This is a genomic window from Micromonospora sp. NPDC004336, from assembly GCF_053602615.1.
Genome location: NZ_JBSGDY010000064.1, coordinates 13,250 through 30,741, shown reverse-complemented (window position 1 = coordinate 30,741; position 17,492 = coordinate 13,250). Strand labels below are relative to the sequence as shown.

Sequence of the window (17,492 nt, the reverse complement as noted above, 5' to 3'; positions counted from 1 at the left end):
GCCCCTAACCCCCCCCCCCGCGCCGCGTGGGGGGGGGGCGGCGGCGCCCCGGCCCCGGGGGGGGCCCCGGCCCGGCCCGTCACCCGCCGCGCGGGGTCAGCTGTTCAGACGCCAGATGGTGAAGTTCAGGACGGCGGCGAAGGTGACCCACGCCCAGTAGGGCAGCATCAGCAGCGTCGCCGGGCGGGACACCTCCCGGAAGAGGGCGACCGTCACGCCGATCGCCAACCACATCACCAGGATCTCGGCGAACGCCAGGCCGTACTGGCCCGCGCCGAAGAAGAGCGGCGTCCAGACCGCGTTGAGCACCAGTTGCGCGACCCACGCCCAGAGGGCCGGGCCGAAGCCGACGCGCCGCCAGACCAGCCAGCCGGCCACCGCGATCATCGCGTAGAGCACGGTCCAGACCGGCCCGAAGAGCCAGGACGGCGGCGCCCAGGAGGGCTGTTCGAGGTTGGCGTACTCCGCCGTGGTGCCCCGGACGCCCAGCCCACCGACGGCGGCGGCGACGAAGACCGCCGCCGCGAAGCCGAGCAGCGCCCACCACTGCCGCGTTCCGCGCACCCGCCCGACGCTCCGAGACGTCTCCACGGTCGAGATATCTCCCGTCCGGCGGCAGGTAAACCCGTCCCCGCCCCCGGAAAAGCGCGAAACGCCGGGGTCGTCGCGTCCGGAGGCTCCTGTCGGGAGGACGGAGTTCCGGCCACGACGACCCCGGCGGGTCATCGGGGCGGCGGCGTCGAGCCGCCACGTCAACTGAAGATGCTCACACCACCCGGCCCGACCAGCAGGCCCACCACGATGAGGACGATGCCCCACAGGATCTGCCGGCGGAACAGCGCGAGGATGCCGGCGACCACGAGTACGACTGCGAGAATCCAGAGAATCAGCTCCATGGTTGCTGAGTACCCGAGCCACCGACCCGGGAAACCTCCGGTTGATCGAGGTGGTCGCCCAGGTGGAACACGCTGTAGGCCTGCTTGATCACGGGGTGGGCGACGTTGCGGACGCGTACCCCGCCGGGGGTGGTGCCCCGTTCGGTGCCGGCGTGCGCGTGCCCGTGCAGCGCCAGCGCGGTCGGCGCCGAGTCGATCGCCTGCCCGAGCTGGTACGACCCCAGGAACGGATAGATCTCCAGCGGCTCGCCGGCGAGCGTGTCCGGCACCGGGGAGTAGTGGGTGAGCGCCACCAGCACGTCGCAGTCCAGGCTGTGCAGGGCCGCGGCCAGCGCGTCCGCGCTCTCGGTGGTGGTCCGGACGAACGCCTTCATCTCCGGCTCGCCGAAGTCGCTGGCGCAGCGCCCGGCGAAGCCGCCGCCGAACCCCTTGACCCCGGCGACGCCCAGCCGGCCGCCGGCGCAATCCAGCACGACGCCGTCGCCCTCCAGCACCCTGATCCCGGCGTCCTCGAGCACCTTGACCACCTGCGGCACCTGGTCGCACTGGTGGTCGTGGTTGCCGAGCACGGTCACCACCGGCACGCCCAGCCCGCCGAACTCGGTGGCCACGCACCGGGCCTCCGCCTCCGTCCCGTGCCGGGTCAGGTCCCCGGCGAGCAGCAGCACGTCGGCGTGCTCGGGCAGCTCCTCCAGCGCCGGCCGGAACCGGCCGACCACGTCCTCGTCCAGATGCACGTCACCCACGGCGGCGATCCGGATCACCATGGAACCTCCTCAGGGCAGTTGCTCGATCTCCGTGGGCGCCTGCGCGCGGATCACCCCGATGTCGCTGGTGATCGGCACGTCCGGGAAGCGCTCGGCCACCCGGCGCAGGATCTCCTCCCGCCGGTGCGGGCTCTCCACCTCGCCGTAGAGCACGAGGCCGCGCTCCCGCCGGACCACGGTGATGCCCTGCTCGGCCACGTCCGGGTCCTCGGCGAGCAGCCGGTGGATCTCCGCCTCGACGTACTCGTCGGGCGGCCCGGTGGCGACGTCGCGGTGCTCGGTCACGGTGTCCCCTCTCCCTGCGCGGCGCCGGCGTACGGCACCACGTCCAGCCGGTCCAGCAGCACCAGGAACGCCTCGGCGTACGGCGAGTGCTGCGTCTCCTTGCGTACCCGTTCCCAGTCGATCTGCTCCCGCAGCGAGCGGGCGAGCGGCAGGCCACGGGCGAAGTCGCAGTAGTGCTGCGAGAAGCTCAGCAGCTTGTGCACCATCAGCTGGCTGGCCGAGAGCACGGGCATGTGGATCGCGTCGACCGGCCGGACGACCGTGTCGGCGAACGTCTCCTCGGTCACCGGGGTCTCGATGGGCCGGTGGATGAGGTCGACCATCCGCCCGTCGTCGAAGACCTTGACCAGCCAGTCCTCCGGCGGGCGCTCGGCCGTGAAGCCCTCCGCGACCAGGGCCTCCAGCGCGCGCTCCACGTCGACCTCGCGGATGAGGAAGTCGACGTCGTGCTCGCTGGAGTGGCCGCCGTGGGCGTACACGGCGAAGCTGCCGCCGAGCGCGAAGGGAATCTCTTCCTGCTTGAGCACGGCGGCGACCTTCTTCAACGTGTGCACCAGGCTCTCGTCCCCGCGCTCGGCCATTGGCATCTCCCGTCGTCGGTGGTGGGCGGCTGATCCAACTCCGGTACCCGGCAGCCCGGCGGGCCACACCTGGCAGGCGGCGCGGGTGGAGTCAACCCGGATGAGTCGGCACAAATCTCCGGGGACGCGAGCGCGCGTCGGATAGCCTGGGCAAGGTGTCCAGATCACCGGAGGCACGGCGCGGCAGGGCCCGATTGCGCGCCGTCGCCCTGATCGGCATCGACGGCTCGGGCAAGACGACCCAGGCGCACCAGCTCGCCGACGCGCTCACCTCGGCCGGCCACCCCGCCACCTACCACCGCAACGCCGGCGGGCGGCGCTGGCTCGGCCGCCTCGCGCACCGCCTCGGCCGCCCGGACGCGCAGCGCCTCGTCGGGCGTACGGGCCTGCTGGCCGTGGAGTCCGTGCTGCGCTGGCTCGCCATCGCCGCCGCCCTGCTCGCCTGCCTGACGACCGGCCGGATCGCGGTGATGGACCGCTACTCCGCCTGCCAGTACGCCAGCATCCGGGCGCACGGGGGCCAGCGCTGGGAGCGGCTGGCCCGGCTGGGTTACCGGGTCTTCCCGCGGCCGCAGGTGACCTTTCTGCTGGCCGTCGACCCGGCGGAGGCGTACCGGCGGATCGAGCGGCGCGGGACCGACCACGAGAGCATGCGCTACCTGACGGCCGCGGACGCCGCCTACCGGGCCCTGCCGGAGTATCCGGCCTTCGTCGTGGTCGACGCCGGGCGTCCGCCCGAGGAGGTGTCCCGGCAGATCCGGTCCCACCTGGCGGGCTGGTTCGCCGCGGTCGACGGGGGCCGGCCCCGCGCCGTCGCGGGCCCGGCCCCGCAGCCGGTGCCGGCCGCGCCGGCGGTGGAACCGGTCGCGGCGGGCGGCTGACGGCGGGGGCGGCCGGTCAGGCGCGACCGTAGACCGGGATGCTCGCGCCGCTGGTCGGCGCCGACTCGTCGGAGGCGAGGAAGCGGACGACCGGCGCGATGTCGGCGGGGGCGACCCAGCGCGAGTGGTCGGCGGTGGGCTGGGCCGCGCGGTTCGCGGGGGTGTCGACGACGCTCGGCAGCACGGTGTTGCAGCGGATCCCGGCCGCCCGGTACTCCACGGCCACCGCGTTGGCGAAGGCGAGCACGGCCGCCTTGGCGGTCACGTAGCCCGCGGCCCCGGGAAAGGGCGCGACGGCGGCGCGGGAGGAGACGCAGACGACCGCGCCACCGCCGGCGGCGACCAGGCGCGGCAGCGCCGCCCGGGTGACGAGCAGGGTCGGCCGCAGGTTGAGCGTCAGCATCCGGTCGAACTCCTCGACCGGCGTCTCGTGCACCAGCCCGCCGCCGGCGTACCCGCCGACCAGGTTGACCACGGCCCGCAGCGGCGCCGCCGGGTCGTCGGCGGCCGCCGCGACGGCGCGCTCCGCGCCGGCCGGGTCGGTCAGGTCCGCGACCACCCGGACCGGCCCGTCCGCCGCCGGCTCCGTCGTCGCGGGCCGCCCCCGCGCGGGTACGACCACCCGCCAACCCGCCTCGACAAAGGCGGCCGTGACCGCCCCGCCCAGCCCGCCCGTTCCTCCGGTGACCAGCACACTGCGATCCGCCATGGCCATACGCTAGCGCCGTGGTGCGCCGACCCTCGGTGTCGCGGGGGTGGCGGAGCGCCGCGAAACGCGGGAAGGTGGGATGGTCCTCCCGGATCGTCGTCCGGCGGCTGCGCCCGTCCGGCAGGCGCGAGCCGCCCTCCCGGGGGAGGTGACGGCACCGATGGGGTGGCACGCTGTGCGCATCCGACGACCCCGGGGCGGGCAGTGTTTTCCCCAACACGTGGAGTCATGGTTGACGCTCACGCCTCATGAAAGTAAGTTTCATCCGTGGCGAAGAGTCCGAAGATTTCTGCGAGTCACGAGCCGGGTGGGCTGATCGTCCACATCAGCGGCCTGCTCCCGTCGTTGTCGCCGGCCGAGCAGCGGGTCGCCCGGCTGGTCGTCGCCGACCCGGCCGACGCCGCGCGTCGGACGATCACCGACCTCGCCACCGCCGCCGAGACATCCGAGGCGACCGTCATCCGGTTCTGCCGGTCGGTCGGCATGGACGGCTACCCGCAGCTCCGGATCCGGCTCGCCGCAGAGGCGGCCCGTCGGGTCGAGCCCCCGGACGCTCGGGTCGTCGGCGGCGACATCCCGCCCGGCGCCGACCTCGCCCAGATCATCGCCACCATCGCGTTCAACGACGCGCGGGCCGTCGAGGAGACGGCCGAGCAACTCGACCCGGCGATCTGCGAGCAGGTCGTCGAGGCGATCGCCGGCGCCGACCGGATCGACGTCTACGGCGCCGGCGCCAGCGGCTTCGTCGCCTCCGACTTCCAGCAGAAGCTGCACCGCATCGGCCGCACCTCCTTCTACTTCCCGGACGTGCACACCGCCCTGACGTCGGCCGCGCTGCTCGGCCGGGGCGACGTCGCCGTCGGCATCTCGCACACCGGCACCACGTCCGACGTCATCGAGGTGCTGGAGCAGGCGCGGGCCCGGGGGGCGGCCACGGTGGCGCTGACGAACTTCCCCCGCTCGCCGATCACCGAGGTCGCCGACTTCGTGCTCACCACGGCGGCCCGCGAGACCACCTACCGCTCGGGCGCGATGGCGAGCCGGCTGGCCCAGCTCACCGTCGTCGACTGCCTCTTCGTCGGGGTGGCCGCGCGCAACCGGTCCCGGGCCAGGAAGGCCCTCGAGGCCACCGCCGAGGCGGTCCAGTCGCACCGCGTCGGCCCGGGACGGAGGCGGGCATGACGGCCGAGGCGGTCGAACCGCACGACGTGACGGCCCCGCCGGCGGGCCGGCCCGTGATCCGGGTCGGCGCCCCGACGGAGCGGCGCAACCCGCACAGCGTCGACCTCGACCTGATGTCGACCCGGGACGTCCTCGCCGTGATCAACGATGCCGACCGGCGGGTGCCCGGCGCCGTCGCCGACGTGCTGGACGAGATCGCCGCGACGGTGGACCTGGCGGTGACCGCGCTGCGGGGCGGCCACCGGGTGCACTACTTCGGCGCCGGCACGTCCGGCCGGCTCGGCGTGATCGACGCCGCCGAGCTCGCGCCGACCTTCAACTCCCCCCGGGACTGGTTCTGCGCGCACATCGCGGGCGGGCCGGACGCCATGTGGCGGGCCGTCGAGGACGCCGAGGACGACGACCGGGGCGGTGCGGCCGAGGCCGCCGAGTGCGTACGGGCGGGGGACCTCGTGGTCGGGCTCGCCGCCAGCGGGCGCACCCCGTACGTCCTGGGGGCGCTCGCCGCGTCCCGGGCCAAGGGCGCCTCGACCGTGCTGCTCTGCGCCAACCCGGAGGCGGAGGCCGCCCGGTCGGTCGACGTCTTCATCGGGGTGGACACCGGCCCCGAGGTCGTCACCGGGTCGACCCGGATGAAGGCGGGCACCGCGCAGAAGCTGGCGCTCAACACCTTCTCCACGGCCGTGATGGTGCGACTGGGTCGCGTCTACTCGAACCTCATGATCGACATGGTGGCCACCAACGCCAAGCTCCGGGGCCGGATGATCTCGATCCTGATGGAGGCGACCGGCTGCTCGGAGGAGATCTGCCGGCGGGCCCTCGCCGAGGCCGACGGAGACATGAAGACGGCGCTCGTCTCGCTCGTCTCCGGGGCGGAGATGTCGGCCGCCCGGGCCGCCCTGGCCCGCTCCGCCGACCAGGTCCGCGGCGCCCTGGCCCTCCTGGCCTCCTGAAACCGGGGCCCTGACCCCACGGCCTCCTGATCCACCTCACCCGCCGGCGTCACCCCGTACCACCGGCGTCACCCTGCGTAGGGGTTCGGGGTGATGTCGCGCGCCCGGGCATGGATCCGCGGTGCGGATTGTTCATCTGGGGGTGGGGTATTACCACGGGCGTGGATGAACCGACCGGTCCACCGGCGCGTGTCCGGCAAGTGACGAGGATCGCAGCGCGGCGGTGAGCCGGGTCGCTGCGTCACCCGGGCGGGCGGTGTTGCCATGACCAGGGGACGCGGCGACGCGTCGATCCGCCGACCTCCGTGGTGCCCACCGGTGAGCGACCACCCGGAGCGCTGACAGCAAACGTGGACCGCGCTCTCAGCGGATTATCAGGCATTCGTGACACTTTCGACTCACGACATGGAATCCCCGACGCGTCTCATCTGTTGTGTAGGTGTCAGCACCGGCGGGCACAGCGGAAGTTACGGGGGAGGGCTGATGGACGTGGGGATGGCAAGGAACCGGGCAACCGGCGCGAGCGAGGGGACCGTGGGCAACGTGGACAAGAACATCGGCATGCGAACCGACGAGGTTGCCGAGGAGCGCGACCTGGTCGGCGTCTACCTTCACGAGATCTCCCGGACGCCACTGCTGGACGCCGCCAAGGAGGTCGACCTCTCCAAGGCCATCGAGGCCGGCCTCTACGCCGAGCACCTGCTCGGCGAGGACCGCGTTCCCGCCGGTGTCGACCGGGAGGACCTGGAGCGGCTGGTCGCCGAGGGCGAGCGGGCCAAGGACCTGTTCATCCGGGCCAACCTGCGACTGGTCGTGTCGATCGCCCGCCGCTACGTGCGCTCGGGCATGCCCATGCTGGACCTGATCCAGGAGGGCAACACCGGCCTGGTGCGGGCGGTCGAGAAGTTCGACTACGAGCGCGGCTACAAGTTCTCCACCTACGCGACCTGGTGGATCCGCCAGGCGATCAGCCGGGCGATCGCCCAGCAGGAGCGCACCGTGCGCCTGCCGGTGCACCTGGTCGAGGACGTCAACCGGATGCGCAACGTGGCGCGACAGCTCACCCGTGAGCTGGGCAGCGACCCGGAGCCGGAGCAGATCGCGGCGGCGCTCGGCGTCACCGTCGAGCGGGTCAACGAGCTGGTCCGCTGGTCGCAGGACACCGTGTCGCTGGACACCCCGGTGGGTGACGACGGCGACACCAACCTCGGCGACCTGGTCGCCGACAGCGACGCCCCGTCGCCCGAGGAGATCGTCCTCACCGGGCTGGAGCGGCAGCGGATCGAGGGCCTGCTCAACCACCTCGACGACCGCTCGGCGGGCATCATGCGGGCGCGCTACGGGCTGGAGGACGGCCGGGAGCACTCGCTCACCGAGGTGGCCTCGCGGTTCTCGCTCTCCCGGGAGCGGATCCGCCAGCTGGAGATCCAGGCGCTCGGCCGGCTCCGCGAGCTGGCCCGGGCCGAGGGGCTGCAGGCGGCCTGAGCAACGTGGCAACGGCGAACGGCCGGCGTCCCCAACCGGGGCGCCGGCCGTTCGCCGTTTCCGTGGGTCAGCGGACCCGACCGTAGCCCTGGATCGGCATCAGGTTCATGCCCCGCTTGAGCACGTTGCGCCCGGCGCTGGGCGCGTCGATCACCTGGCCGCCGCCGATGTAGAGGCCCACGTGCCCGAGGCCGCTGTAGAAGACGAGGTCGCCGGGGCGCAGCTCGGCGCGGCTGATGTGGGCGACGGCGCCCCACTGCATGCGGGTGTTGTGCGGCAGCGACTTGCCGGCCGCCCGCCAGGCCGCCGAGGTCAGGCCCGAGCAGTCGTAGCCGTTCGGCCCGTCGGCGCCCCAGACGTACGGCTTGCCGAGGGCCCCGTAGGCGTACCGGACGGCGACGCCGGCCCGGCCGGAGATCGCGGGGGCGTCGTCCGCGCTGTCGGGCCGGGCGGCCGGCTTCTCGGTGGCCCGGCCGTACGCCTGGCGGCGCAGCTCGTAGAGCTCCGCCAGGTCGCCCTCGATCCGCTTCTTCGCGGCGGTCAGCTCGCGGGCCTGGACGGCCTGCCGGCTCAGCGTGACGTCCAACCGGGTCTTCTCGTCCAGCAGCCGGCGCTGGTTGCCCGTGAAGTTCGCGATCTTCTGCTGCCGCTGCCGGGTGAGCTGGTCGAGCATGCCGAGCCGGTCGAGCATGGTCTCCGACCCGCCGGGACGCAGCAGCGCATCGACGGTGGTGAGGTTGCTGCCGGTCTTGTACGCGGTCACCGCCATCTCGCCGACGTCTGCCCGGCTCCGCTCGGTCTCCGCCTCCAGCGGGCCGATCCGGCTCTGCACCCGGGCCACGGCCGCCCTGTTGGTCTTCATCTCCTCCCGGAGCTTGTTGTACGCCTCGACGACGTGTTCCAGCTCGGCGGAGGACTTCTCGATCCGCCGGGTCAGGTCGGCGGGGGACGGTTCGGCCCGGACCGGCACCGCGGGCGCGACCAGGGCGGCCGACACCGTGGCGACGAGCAGGGCGCGCAGCGTGTTCCTGAGGGACGACAAGAGCGGAAGGCTCCTCTCCCATCGGCCGCCGTGGGCTGCTGACGCCTCCGGCGGCACCGGGCCGGTGCTGTCCTGGTGGACGGCGGTCGACCGGCCGGCCCGGACAACGTAACCCGTGGCGGGAGTGACCCGCAGTTGAAGCAGGGGCGAATGTTGGCAAAGTGGCGCGAAGCATGGTTCGGGCGGGTGCCGGCCGTCCCGCCCCTCTGCGGCGATCTACGCGCCGATCGTCGGTGTTTGAGGCTTCTGCGCCCTTCGTCGTTGTCGGCTGATGCCGGTGGCGCAGGGGTTGCCGTGACCGACAAGACGGACATGCGGGCTCGTACCCGGCGAGTCGCCGGGTCGCCGTCGGACCGGCCGGGCGCAAACCGGCGTACCGGCTGGCACGTGCGCCACACAATGAACCGCGGAGCCGGGAATCCCGTCGACCGGTGTGGATGTGAGCCGCCGGCGGGGACCGACCCCGGCACGCAGCCGCGGGAGGTGCAAGCCATGAACCCTCAGCCCGCCACGACCCGACGGACGTCCCCGGGGGCGACCGCCGCAACGAACACGCTGCTCTACGCCCGACCCGGGATCATCGTGACCGTCGACCGGTTCACCGTCGGGCACAACAGTTGGCCGGTGACGGAGCTGACCCACCTGGAGACCACCCGGGGGCCGCACGACCGGGTCGCCGTCCGCGCCGTCGTGGTCACCGGCGCCATGCTCGGCGGCGTCGGGCTGCTGCTCGGCTTCACCGGCGGGCTGCAACGGCTGACCGCCGGGGCGTACCTCATCCTGGGCGCGGTGTTCCTGCTGCCCGTGCTGGTCGCGGTGGTGGGGGACCGGTGGCGACCGCCGGCGTACGAGCTGTGGGGCCGGCGGCGGGGCGCGCAGGTGCTGCTGTTCAGCAGCGACGACGAGCGGCAGTTCGGCCAGGTCACCCGGGCCCTGCGCCGGGCCCGGGAGATGCACCGCTACGGCGGCTGGGAGGACCCGCTCGCCTCGGCCGACCCGTGGCGGCCGAACCGGTAGCCCGGTTCAGCCGGCGACCGGCTCCGGGGTGCGCTCGGCCGGGTCGGCGGTCACCCAGCCGCTGACCCGGCGCTCGGCGTAGAAGGAGACGAACGGCACCGTGCCGGCCAGCATGACCAGGACCATCCGCTTCAGCGGCCAGCCGGCCCGGCGGGACAGGTCGAACGCGGCCACCAGATAGAGCATGTAGAGGAAGCCGTGCGCCTGCCCCACGGTCTCCACCACGATCGGGTTGTCGAAGCCGTACTTCATCGGCATGCCGATCACGACCAACAGGATCAGCGCCACGCCGACGATCCAGGCGATCACGCGGTACCGGGTCAGGGCTGCGCCCACCGTCGTCCGTCCTTCCGCGCCCGGCGTCAGCCGGGGTAGTCACCGGGCTTGGCGCCCGGATTGTCGTTCAGCCATTGCAGGTAGTGGTTGTAGGCGGCCAGGTCCGCGTCGTCGCCGCCGTGGACCGGCGCGGGCACCCGGGCGACCCGTACGGGCCGGCGGACCACCGGACGCGCCGGGGCGTCGGCGGGCCGCGTTCCGGCGTCGGCCGGCCCCGCCTCGGCGGTGGTCCGCTCCGGCGCGGCCGGCTCCCGCGAGCCGCGCAGGGTGTGCCGGACCTCACGCCACCAGACGAACACCACGAAGCCCGCGAAGATCGGCCACTCGACCGCGTAGCCCCAGCTGATCGCGTTGCCGGCCGCCGCCCGGCTGACCTGCCACCAGCCCAGCCCCAGGAACCCGACGACCAGCACGACCATGGCCACGTGGCGCGCGATCCACGCCGGGGTCCAGAGCCGTTTCATGGCATCGAGAGTACCGGGGCGGGCCGGGGTCTCCGACGGGGTGTCGTAGTGGCGGGATGGTTTGGTGTCACCCCCTGTGGGCATCCGTGTAGACGCCAGCCCAAAACGACCAGGGGGGCGATGATGACCGGATCGATACGGCAGGACGAGTTCGGCAGCCCGGAGCAGCGGATGCCCGAGTGGGACGGCGACCACGTCCACGACAGGGCCTCCGGCGAGGCGGACACCGACGGTGAGCTGCTCGGCGTCGACCCCGCCGAGCTGGGCGACGAGGACCTCGTCCGCGAGATGCACAGTCTGCACCGCACGCGGCTGGACACCCTGCGGCACGCGGCCGACTCGGCGCTCGCCAACCACCTGCGCCGCACGGCGGAGCTGGAGACCGAGTACCTCGCCCGGCACCCCGGCCGCGAGGTCGACCCGAGCCGCCTGCGGGACGCCTGATGGCACACGCCGAGCGCGGCATGTCCGCGCCGCCGGAGGTGGTGTTCAGTACCGCCACCGACCCCGACCGGGCGTCGGCGTGGCTGCCCGATCCGCTGCGCGCGGACGGCAGCCCGGCGGAGGAGGTCAGCGCGGAGGAGTTGCGGGCCCGATGGAGCGCCGCCGGCGACTGGTCCGCCGAGATCCGGGTGGAGCCGGCCCAGGCCGGCGGCGCCCGGACCCGGCTCGACCTCACCGGCGGGCCGGACGCGGACCGCCTGGCGGGCGAGGCGCTGGACAGCCTCGCCCGCGAGGTGGCCGACAACCTGCAGGCCGGCTGAGCCGGGCCCAACCCGAGGAATCGAGGAGACCGGGTGACCGACGTGAAGGAGAAGGTGGCGCGGTTACGCCGGGCGTACGCGCCGCACGAGCACCGGCCGCTCGGCGGCTACCTGGTGTCGATGAGCGCCTATGTCGGCGTGGCGGGCGCGCTCGCCGGCCTGGTCAAGGTGACCGGCCGCCAGGTGCCCGACCGGCCCGCCACGGCCGACGTGGTGCTGCTGGGCATCGCGACCCACAAGCTCAGCCGGCTGCTGGCCAAGGACGCGGTGACCAGCCCGCTGCGGGCGCCGTTCACCCGCTACGACCGGCCCATCGGCAGTGGCGAGGTGATGGAGCAGGTCCGCGACCAGGGCAGCAGCACCCGCCACGCCATCGGGGAGCTGCTGAGCTGCCCGTTCTGCCTGGCCGTCTGGGTCGCCACCGGGCTGACCGGTGGGCTGGTGCTCACGCCCCGGCTGACCCGCCTGGTCGCCACCGCGCTCACCGCCGTGGCCGCCTCGGACTTCCTGCAGATGGCGTACGCGGTGGCGCAGCGCGCCGCCGAGGGCGGCGGGCACGACGAGGAGTGAGGACGGGCGCGGTCGACCAGGACCGAGGACGACGACGAAGGGGGCCGGCGGTGTGCCGGCCCCCTTCGCCACGTCCGTCCCCGCCCGTCGGGTCGGGGTGCTGCCCGTTCCTCAGGTCGGGGTGGTGCCGTGGTCCTCCCCGGCCCACCCCCGGGACGCCTCCGGCTCGCGCTCGTCCTCGTCCGCGCCGGTGATGACCTCCCGGTCGACGGCCGTCTTGTCGTGCTCGTTGGCGAAGTCCGGCTCGGGCAGGGTGTCCGTGCCCTCGGGGGGTTGACCGAGCGCCGGCAGCCTCTCGTGCTGCTCCTCGTGGTGCGACATGCCGCTCTCCTCACTGCTCGTCGGCCGCCCGGTGCCCGGAAGGCCGCCGGCCCGCCGGTGGCGCCCCGGGCGGTGCGGGGGTCGGGGGTCAGGTGACCGATCCGCCGAGCAGGTCGGCCGCCTCGTCGACCGCGTACTCGCCCTCGGGCAGCGCCGAGATCCGGGTGAGCAGTCGCGCGGGCAGCTCCGCGGCGACGGCCCGGCGGTAGATGTCCGCCTGGCTGATCCGCTCCTGGCCGTGGTAGAGGTCCTCGAGCAGGTCGTCGAGGCGTCGGACGTCCGGCTCGTCGGTCACGGGCGCCTCGGTCACGGGTACGTCGTCGGTCACGCCGGTCAGCTACCCGCGACGGAATCGGTCAAACGTCACCATGCCCGCCCCGGTGGGTCGGCGCCGGGGCGCGTCCGGCGTGCCGGGCGACGGACGGTCGGCGTGGCCGGCGCGCCGCCGTGGCGTGTGAGGGCGCTCATAGGCGGGGGCGGAACACCGGCGCCGGGTGGCCGGTTGAGTCAGGTGTCGGTGTGTCCAGTGTCCCCGGGCCTCACCATATTGCCCTCGCGGAGTTCCGTCCGGCTGGAGCCGCGTCGCGCCACTCGCCGAGAGGCGACCTGCACACCGACACCAGCGCCGCCCCGGGCTCACGAGGCCCGGGGCGGCGCTGTCTTCCGTCCCGCCCCGGACGACGGGACGAGCCGTGGTCAGGCCGGAGCGGGCGCGGGGGCGCGGCGGCGGGTACGCACGGCGGCGGCCAGGTGGCTCAGGACCTCCTCCGTCGTCTCCCAGCCGATGCAGGCGTCGGTGACCGACTGGCCGTAGGTCAGCTCGCGGGTCGGGTCGAGGTCCTGGCGGCCGGGGAGCAGGAAGCTCTCCAACATGATCCCGACGATGCCGCGCTGCCCGGCGGCGAGCTGGGCGGCCACGTCCGCCGCCACCCTCGGCTGGTTGCGGTGGTCCTTGCCGCTGTTGGCGTGGCTCGCGTCCACCACCAGACGCTCGGGCAGGCCGGCCGCCCGCAGCAGCTCCAGCGCGCCGGCCACCGACTCCGCGTCGTAGTTGGGCCGGCCGCCCCCGCCGCGCAGCACCAGGTGCCCGTCGGCGTTGCCCCGGGTGTGCAGGATCGCCGGCGTCCCGGAGACGTCGATGCCGGGGAAGACGTGCGGCACCCCGGCCGCCCGGATCGCGTCCACGGCGGTGCCGATGCTGCCGTCCGGGCGGTTCTTCATGCCGATCGGCATCGACAGGCCGGAGGCGAGCTGCCGGTGCACCTGGCTCTCCACCGTCCGCGCGCCGATCGCCCCCCAGGCCACCGTGTCGGCGATGTACTGCGGCGTGATCGGGTCGAGGAACTCGCAGCCCACCGGCAGGCCGAGGCGCAGCACGTCGAGCAGGAGCGCCCGGGCCGTACGCAGGCCGCCGTTGACGTCGCCCGAGCCGTCGAGCCCCGGGTCGTTGATCAGGCCCTTCCAGCCCACCGTTGAGCGCGGCTTCTCGAAGTAGACCCGCATCACCACCAGCAGGTCGTCGGCGACCCGGTCGGCGGCGACGCGCAGCCGGCGGGCGTAGTCGAGCGCGGCGGCCGGGTCGTGCACCGAGCACGGCCCGACCACCACCAGCAGGCGGTCGTCGGCGCGGTCCAGCACCCGGCCGACGGCGCGCCGGCCGGCCAGCACGGCCGAGGCGAGCGTGTCGTCCAGGGGCAGCTCGTGGTGCAGCAGGGCCGGGGTGGTCAGCGGCACGACACGGTCGATCCGCTGGTCGCTGACCCGATCGGTCTCCGGGGTCGTCACGGTGGGCATCCTTCCGCCGACCGTGCCCCGGGGCCGGTGCCCGGGTCGAGCCGGCTGCTCGTACGCAAAAGGGCAGGAACGAAAGCTCCTGCCCGGCCGGCTCGATGGGGTGACGTCAGATCATGGTGAAGTCACCGGCGTGCGAGCCGGCTGCCTAAACCATCGATACGAACGCGTCACGCGGCCCAGCGTACCCGACGGACCGGGAAGGTCCACCCGTCGCGACGGAAACGCTCCCCGCGCCGGCACCACCAGGCACGACTCCTGCCGCGCGGCCGCGGTGCCGGTAGCGTGGTGCGGCCCCACCAGCGGGCCACGCAGCCCGCGGACGGGGCCGGTGAACAGGCCGAGTAGCTATCATCGCTCTCCGCAAGATCGACCCAGGAGGGTCCAGAGTTGAGCCGTCACGATGGCCGCGGGGCCGCCGGTCTGGACATCGGCGTTCCCGGGTGCGTGGCTGCCACGGAGATCGGTCGGGGCGGCTTCGGCGTCGTCTACCGGGCCTGGCAGCCGGCCTTCTCGCGCACCGTGGCGGTCAAGGTGATCGCGACGGACTCCCACGGTGCGAGCTCGCGTGCCCGGTTCGTGCGCGAGGTCAGGGCGATGGGGCGCCTCTCCAACCATCCGCACATCGTCACCGTCCACGAGGCGGGACACACCGACGCGGGCAACCCGTACATCCTGATGGCCTACGAGGAGGGCGGCTCCGTCGCGGACCGCCTGGCCCGGGTCGCCGGTGCGACGGGCGCCGTGGCGGCGGGCGAGCCGCCGTGGGCCGAGGCCGTGGCCGGGGTGATCGCGGTCGCCGGGGCGCTGGAGACGGCGCACCAGTCCGGCATCCTGCACCGCGACGTCAAGCCCGAGAACGTCCTCGTCTCGCGGTACGGCGAGGCCAAGCTCGCCGACTTCGGCCTGGCCCGGCCCCGGGAGCCCGGCGGCGGCCGGAGCCCGGTGGTGACGGCCACCGTGCTGCACGCCGCGCCGGAGGTCCTCAACGGCGGCGAGGCGTCGGTGGCCTCCGACGTCTACGGGCTCGGCTCGACGCTGTACGCCTGGCTCGCCGGACGGCCCGCGTTCGCGCCGCCCGATCACCCGCCGGACCGGCTGGTCGCCGCCATCGCCACCGACCCGGCTCCGGACCTGCGCGGGCGCGGCCTGCCCGAGCGGCTGTGCGCCGCCGTCGAGCGGGCCATGGCCAAGCACCCGCGGGACCGGTACCCCTCGGCGGCGGGCTTCGCCCGCGACCTGCAACAGGTGCAGCGCGCCGCCGGGCTGCCCGTCACCAACCTGGTGATCGGCGACGTCGAGCTGCCCGTCGGGTGGGACGAGGCGCCGGGGGTCGTGGCGGCCGGGCGGCCGGCGCTGTCGCTGAGCGCGCGGGCGCGCGCCGCCCGCGCGATGTCCGCCACGGTCGAACGCCGGCCCTCGCCCGGGCGGGCGTCCCGGCGCCGCCGCCGGCCGGTGGCGATCGCACTCGGCGTCGCGCTGGCGGCGGCCGTGACGCTGACCGCCGGAGGCCCCGACGGACCGCCCGCTCCCACGGCGGTCGACGTCAGCGAGGGCGTCGACTTCGGCGAGCGGGAGCTCAGCGCCGAGCCGAGCAGGGAGCGGGTGGTGGTCCGCAACGGCGGCGGCCGGTCGATCGGGATGGACCGGGCCCAGCTCGACGGGGTGCACCACGGCGACTTCACCATCTCCGAGGACCGCTGCACCGGGCGGTCGTTGCCCGCCGGTGACTCCTGCGCCGTGACGGTGTCGTTCATCCCCGGCGACGTCGGCGCGCGCCGGGCGGCGCTGCGGGTCGTGCACTCCGGCGGCGAGTACGTCGTCACCCTCGTCGGGTCGGGGGTGCGCCGGCCCGCCAGCCGCGACGACGCCCCGCCGGGCCCCTGCTACGCGGACGCCCGGCAGGTCGGGCGGTCGACGTTCGGGCACGTCGACGGCCTGCGCGCGGTGTCGCTGAAGCTCTACCGGTCGGAACGGTGCGACGCCGTGATGGCCTACGTGTGGGTGTGGAAGCAGTACCGGGACAACGCGGGAGCCGACGGCACCTGGCGGGTCGACCTCGCGGTCGCCGCCGGGCCGGACGGGGAGGGCGGCCGGCGCAGCGTGACGGGCCAGCCCTTCGAGCTGTGGACCGAGCCGGTGCCGGTCGAGGCCGGCTGCGCGACCGCGACGGCGACGCTCAGCGGCGGCGGGACCTCGTCGGTCACCCTGAGTACCGTCCCCTACTGCGACTGACCAGGGGGTGGAGGGATGCACAGCTACTTCGAGCTGCACCACGACGAGCACGCCGCGATGGTTCCCGCCGTCGGCGACCTGCTGACCATCGGGCGGGCGCCCGAGAACGAGCTGCGGGTCGACAGCAAGGAGGTGTCGCGGCTGCACGCCGTGGTGGAGCGCTACCCGGCCGGCTGGTGCATCCGCGACCTGGGCAGCACCAACGGCACCGAGGTCAACGGCGTGCCCCTGCGGCAGGCGCGCGTCCTGCGCGACGGGGACCGGATCACCGTGGGGCCGGCGCGGCTGGTCTTCCGGGCCCCGGCGGGGCAGAGCGGCACGCGGACCGTCCCCACGGCTCCCGCGCTGGCGCCGCCGGAGCTGACCCGCCGCGAGCACGACGTGATCGAGGCGCTGTGCCGGCCCTTCGTCGTCGGCGGCACGCCGTTTCCCCAGGCGCCGCCGCTGCGCGCGCTGGCGGCGGAGCTGGGCCTGAGCGAGAGCGCGGTCAAGAAGCACCTGGCGCACCTCTACGACAAGTTCGGGTTGCGCACCAGGGAGCAGCGCCGCAGGGCGTGGCTGGCCGGGGAGGCCCTCCGGCGCGGGGTGGTGGCGGCCGTCGAGCCGCGTTCCTGACCACCCGGCGGCGGGTGGCCGAGTGGACACCTTTTCTTCCCCCACTAGTTTCTGCTGGCACCCGGGACGACGCGAGTCGCCGCGGGCGCCGTAGCGCAGGTACCAGCGGCACAGATCGAAGAAGGTCGCCCTTGCCATCTCCCGTGCCAACCCCCTCGTACGGCCCGCCGGGGCCGGCCCACCCGCCACCGCAGCCGCCCCGCCGCCGGCCGGCGCCCCGGGCGCCGCAGCGACACGGCCGTGCCGAGGGGGCGGAATGACCCGGATCTGGACGAAGGAGGCGGCGGTCGGCCTCGTCGTGGCGGGCGCCGTCCTCCTCGGACCCGCCCCCGCCGCCTGGGCCGGGTCCGTCTGGGAGGGCCCGGCCCGCTTCGGCCAAGGCGACGACGGCACCCCGTCGGACGCCAACCAACCCCTGGAGAAGGGGACGCCCGGGCCGGACGGCGGCGCCGCGGGGCCGGGTGCGCCGGCGATCCTCGGCGGCGTACTGCTGCCGCTGGGCCGGCGCGGGGCCGGCGACGCCGGGGCGGGCGGCGGGGGGTAGCCACCCGGACCGTCGGGTCCACGCCCGGCGGTCGGCCCGCTGCCGCGCGCACGG

General features: G+C 74.4%; 23 protein-coding genes. 11 read left to right on the top strand and 12 right to left on the bottom strand.

Going from position 1 to position 17,492, the window contains the following annotated elements:
• Positions 1-96: 96 nt before the first annotated feature.
• The 5 genes from ACWENR_RS15945 to ACWENR_RS15925 form a co-directional block, all read right to left on the bottom strand.
• A complete protein-coding gene (locus tag ACWENR_RS15945) occupies positions 97-591 on the bottom strand; it encodes a TspO/MBR family protein (protein ID WP_452277736.1) in 495 nt (164 codons plus the stop codon).
• 161 nt (positions 592-752) lie between these two features.
• Complete coding sequence (locus tag ACWENR_RS15940) at positions 753-896, bottom strand: GPGG-motif small membrane protein (RefSeq protein WP_018786997.1); 144 nt, start codon at positions 894-896, stop codon at positions 753-755.
• Complete coding sequence (locus tag ACWENR_RS15935) at positions 887-1,663, bottom strand: metallophosphoesterase family protein (protein WP_452277735.1); 777 nt, start codon at positions 1,661-1,663, stop codon at positions 887-889. Before ACWENR_RS15935 ends, ACWENR_RS15940 begins: the two co-directional genes overlap by 10 nt.
• A gap of 9 nt (positions 1,664-1,672) precedes the next feature.
• Entirely contained in the window at positions 1,673-1,948 is a 276-nt protein-coding gene (locus ACWENR_RS15930; protein ID WP_091103684.1) for a hypothetical protein, read from the bottom strand.
• Complete coding sequence (locus ACWENR_RS15925; RefSeq protein WP_452277734.1) at positions 1,945-2,529, bottom strand: nucleotidyltransferase; 585 nt, start codon at positions 2,527-2,529, stop codon at positions 1,945-1,947. The genes ACWENR_RS15930 and ACWENR_RS15925 overlap by 4 nt, the downstream gene beginning before the upstream one ends.
• 155 nt (positions 2,530-2,684) lie before the next feature.
• On the opposite strand from ACWENR_RS15925, the gene ACWENR_RS15920 reads away from it, so the two are divergent.
• A complete protein-coding gene (locus ACWENR_RS15920) occupies positions 2,685-3,410 on the top strand; it encodes a dTMP kinase (RefSeq protein ID WP_452277733.1) in 726 nt (241 codons plus the stop codon).
• Between the two features lie 16 nt (positions 3,411-3,426).
• On the opposite strand, the gene ACWENR_RS15915 is transcribed toward ACWENR_RS15920, so the two are convergent.
• Positions 3,427-4,119, bottom strand: a complete 693-nt coding sequence (locus tag ACWENR_RS15915) for an SDR family NAD(P)-dependent oxidoreductase (RefSeq protein WP_452277732.1) — start codon at positions 4,117-4,119, stop codon at positions 3,427-3,429.
• A gap of 267 nt (positions 4,120-4,386) precedes the next feature.
• Here ACWENR_RS15915 and ACWENR_RS15910 point away from each other — a divergent pair, with 267 nt between their 5' ends.
• The 3 genes from ACWENR_RS15910 to ACWENR_RS15900 all read left to right on the top strand — a co-directional run bounded on the left by ACWENR_RS15910 (position 4,387) and on the right by ACWENR_RS15900 (position 7,739).
• Positions 4,387-5,301 carry a MurR/RpiR family transcriptional regulator gene (locus ACWENR_RS15910; protein ID WP_452277731.1) on the top strand — a complete coding sequence of 305 codons (915 nt, stop codon included), beginning with the start codon at positions 4,387-4,389 and terminating at the stop codon, positions 5,299-5,301.
• Entirely contained in the window at positions 5,298-6,254 is a 957-nt protein-coding gene (gene murQ, locus ACWENR_RS15905) for an N-acetylmuramic acid 6-phosphate etherase (protein ID WP_452277730.1), read from the top strand. The genes ACWENR_RS15910 and murQ overlap by 4 nt, the downstream gene beginning before the upstream one ends.
• 495 nt (positions 6,255-6,749) lie before the next feature.
• Complete coding sequence (locus ACWENR_RS15900; protein ID WP_176737563.1) at positions 6,750-7,739, top strand: sigma-70 family RNA polymerase sigma factor; 990 nt, start codon at positions 6,750-6,752, stop codon at positions 7,737-7,739.
• A gap of 67 nt (positions 7,740-7,806) precedes the next feature.
• Here ACWENR_RS15900 and ACWENR_RS15895 read toward each other — a convergent pair whose 3' ends face one another.
• On the bottom strand, positions 7,807-8,781 hold the full coding sequence (locus ACWENR_RS15895) for an NlpC/P60 family protein (RefSeq protein WP_452277729.1): 975 nt from the start codon (positions 8,779-8,781) through the stop codon (positions 7,807-7,809).
• Between the two features lie 492 nt (positions 8,782-9,273).
• Between ACWENR_RS15895 and ACWENR_RS15890 the strand changes: the two genes are divergently transcribed.
• Positions 9,274-9,798, top strand: coding sequence for a DUF6232 family protein (locus tag ACWENR_RS15890; RefSeq protein WP_452277728.1), 525 nt, complete (start codon positions 9,274-9,276; stop codon positions 9,796-9,798).
• Between the two features lie 6 nt (positions 9,799-9,804).
• Here the strand turns inward: ACWENR_RS15890 and ACWENR_RS15885 are convergent, their stop codons facing one another.
• Positions 9,805-10,134: a DUF3817 domain-containing protein gene (locus ACWENR_RS15885; RefSeq protein WP_452277727.1), complete on the bottom strand. Its 330-nt coding sequence runs from the start codon at positions 10,132-10,134 to the stop codon at positions 9,805-9,807.
• A 26-nt stretch (positions 10,135-10,160) separates the two neighbouring features.
• Complete coding sequence (locus tag ACWENR_RS15880; RefSeq protein WP_452277726.1) at positions 10,161-10,598, bottom strand: hypothetical protein; 438 nt, start codon at positions 10,596-10,598, stop codon at positions 10,161-10,163.
• A 120-nt stretch (positions 10,599-10,718) separates the two neighbouring features.
• On the opposite strand from ACWENR_RS15880, the gene ACWENR_RS15875 reads away from it, so the two are divergent.
• From ACWENR_RS15875 to ACWENR_RS15865, 3 genes are read left to right on the top strand one after another with little or no spacing between them, the layout of a single operon-like run.
• On the top strand, positions 10,719-11,042 hold the full coding sequence (locus ACWENR_RS15875; RefSeq protein ID WP_452277725.1) for a DUF6158 family protein: 324 nt from the start codon (positions 10,719-10,721) through the stop codon (positions 11,040-11,042).
• Positions 11,042-11,362 (top strand): hypothetical protein, encoded by a 321-nt coding sequence (locus tag ACWENR_RS15870; RefSeq protein ID WP_452277724.1) that lies wholly within the window; start codon positions 11,042-11,044, stop codon positions 11,360-11,362. Before ACWENR_RS15875 ends, ACWENR_RS15870 begins: the two co-directional genes overlap by 1 nt.
• 33 nt (positions 11,363-11,395) lie before the next feature.
• Entirely contained in the window at positions 11,396-11,932 is a 537-nt protein-coding gene (locus ACWENR_RS15865) for a DUF1360 domain-containing protein (protein WP_452277723.1), read from the top strand.
• 111 nt (positions 11,933-12,043) lie between these two features.
• On the opposite strand, the gene ACWENR_RS15860 is transcribed toward ACWENR_RS15865, so the two are convergent.
• The 3 genes from ACWENR_RS15860 to ACWENR_RS15850 form a co-directional block, all read right to left on the bottom strand.
• Complete coding sequence (locus ACWENR_RS15860; protein ID WP_452277722.1) at positions 12,044-12,253, bottom strand: hypothetical protein; 210 nt, start codon at positions 12,251-12,253, stop codon at positions 12,044-12,046.
• A gap of 88 nt (positions 12,254-12,341) precedes the next feature.
• On the bottom strand, positions 12,342-12,590 hold the full coding sequence (locus ACWENR_RS15855; protein ID WP_452277738.1) for a hypothetical protein: 249 nt from the start codon (positions 12,588-12,590) through the stop codon (positions 12,342-12,344).
• Between the two features lie 359 nt (positions 12,591-12,949).
• A complete protein-coding gene (locus tag ACWENR_RS15850) occupies positions 12,950-14,047 on the bottom strand; it encodes a 3-deoxy-7-phosphoheptulonate synthase (protein ID WP_452277721.1) in 1,098 nt (365 codons plus the stop codon).
• Between the two features lie 444 nt (positions 14,048-14,491).
• Here ACWENR_RS15850 and ACWENR_RS15845 point away from each other — a divergent pair, with 444 nt between their 5' ends.
• From ACWENR_RS15845 to ACWENR_RS15835, 3 genes are all read left to right on the top strand, one after another.
• Complete coding sequence (locus tag ACWENR_RS15845) at positions 14,492-16,279, top strand: protein kinase domain-containing protein (RefSeq protein WP_452277720.1); 1,788 nt, start codon at positions 14,492-14,494, stop codon at positions 16,277-16,279.
• 15 nt (positions 16,280-16,294) lie between these two features.
• Positions 16,295-16,894, top strand: a complete 600-nt coding sequence (locus ACWENR_RS15840) for an FHA domain-containing protein (protein WP_452277719.1) — start codon at positions 16,295-16,297, stop codon at positions 16,892-16,894.
• A 256-nt stretch (positions 16,895-17,150) separates the two neighbouring features.
• A complete protein-coding gene (locus tag ACWENR_RS15835; protein WP_452277718.1) occupies positions 17,151-17,438 on the top strand; it encodes a hypothetical protein in 288 nt (95 codons plus the stop codon).
• Positions 17,439-17,492 lie beyond the last annotated feature (54 nt).

Coding starts and splice junctions, on each gene's coding strand:
- ACWENR_RS15940 (WP_018786997.1), bottom strand. CDS start 896: ATGGAGCTGATTCTCTGGATTCTCGCAGTCGTACTCGTGGTCGCCGGC.
- ACWENR_RS15850 (WP_452277721.1), bottom strand. CDS start 14,047: ATGCCCACCGTGACGACCCCGGAGACCGATCGGGTCAGCGACCAGCGG.
- ACWENR_RS15840 (WP_452277719.1), top strand. CDS start 16,295: ATGCACAGCTACTTCGAGCTGCACCACGACGAGCACGCCGCGATGGTT.
- ACWENR_RS15900 (WP_176737563.1), top strand. CDS start 6,750: ATGGCAAGGAACCGGGCAACCGGCGCGAGCGAGGGGACCGTGGGCAAC.
- ACWENR_RS15925 (WP_452277734.1), bottom strand. CDS start 2,529: ATGGCCGAGCGCGGGGACGAGAGCCTGGTGCACACGTTGAAGAAGGTC.
- ACWENR_RS15870 (WP_452277724.1), top strand. CDS start 11,042: ATGGCACACGCCGAGCGCGGCATGTCCGCGCCGCCGGAGGTGGTGTTC.
- ACWENR_RS15915 (WP_452277732.1), bottom strand. CDS start 4,119: ATGGCGGATCGCAGTGTGCTGGTCACCGGAGGAACGGGCGGGCTGGGC.
- ACWENR_RS15935 (WP_452277735.1), bottom strand. CDS start 1,663: ATGGTGATCCGGATCGCCGCCGTGGGTGACGTGCATCTGGACGAGGAC.
- ACWENR_RS15860 (WP_452277722.1), bottom strand. CDS start 12,253: ATGTCGCACCACGAGGAGCAGCACGAGAGGCTGCCGGCGCTCGGTCAA.
- ACWENR_RS15890 (WP_452277728.1), top strand. CDS start 9,274: ATGAACCCTCAGCCCGCCACGACCCGACGGACGTCCCCGGGGGCGACC.
- ACWENR_RS15880 (WP_452277726.1), bottom strand. CDS start 10,598: ATGAAACGGCTCTGGACCCCGGCGTGGATCGCGCGCCACGTGGCCATG.
- murQ (WP_452277730.1), top strand. CDS start 5,298: ATGACGGCCGAGGCGGTCGAACCGCACGACGTGACGGCCCCGCCGGCG.
- ACWENR_RS15835 (WP_452277718.1), top strand. CDS start 17,151: ATGACCCGGATCTGGACGAAGGAGGCGGCGGTCGGCCTCGTCGTGGCG.
- ACWENR_RS15875 (WP_452277725.1), top strand. CDS start 10,719: ATGATGACCGGATCGATACGGCAGGACGAGTTCGGCAGCCCGGAGCAG.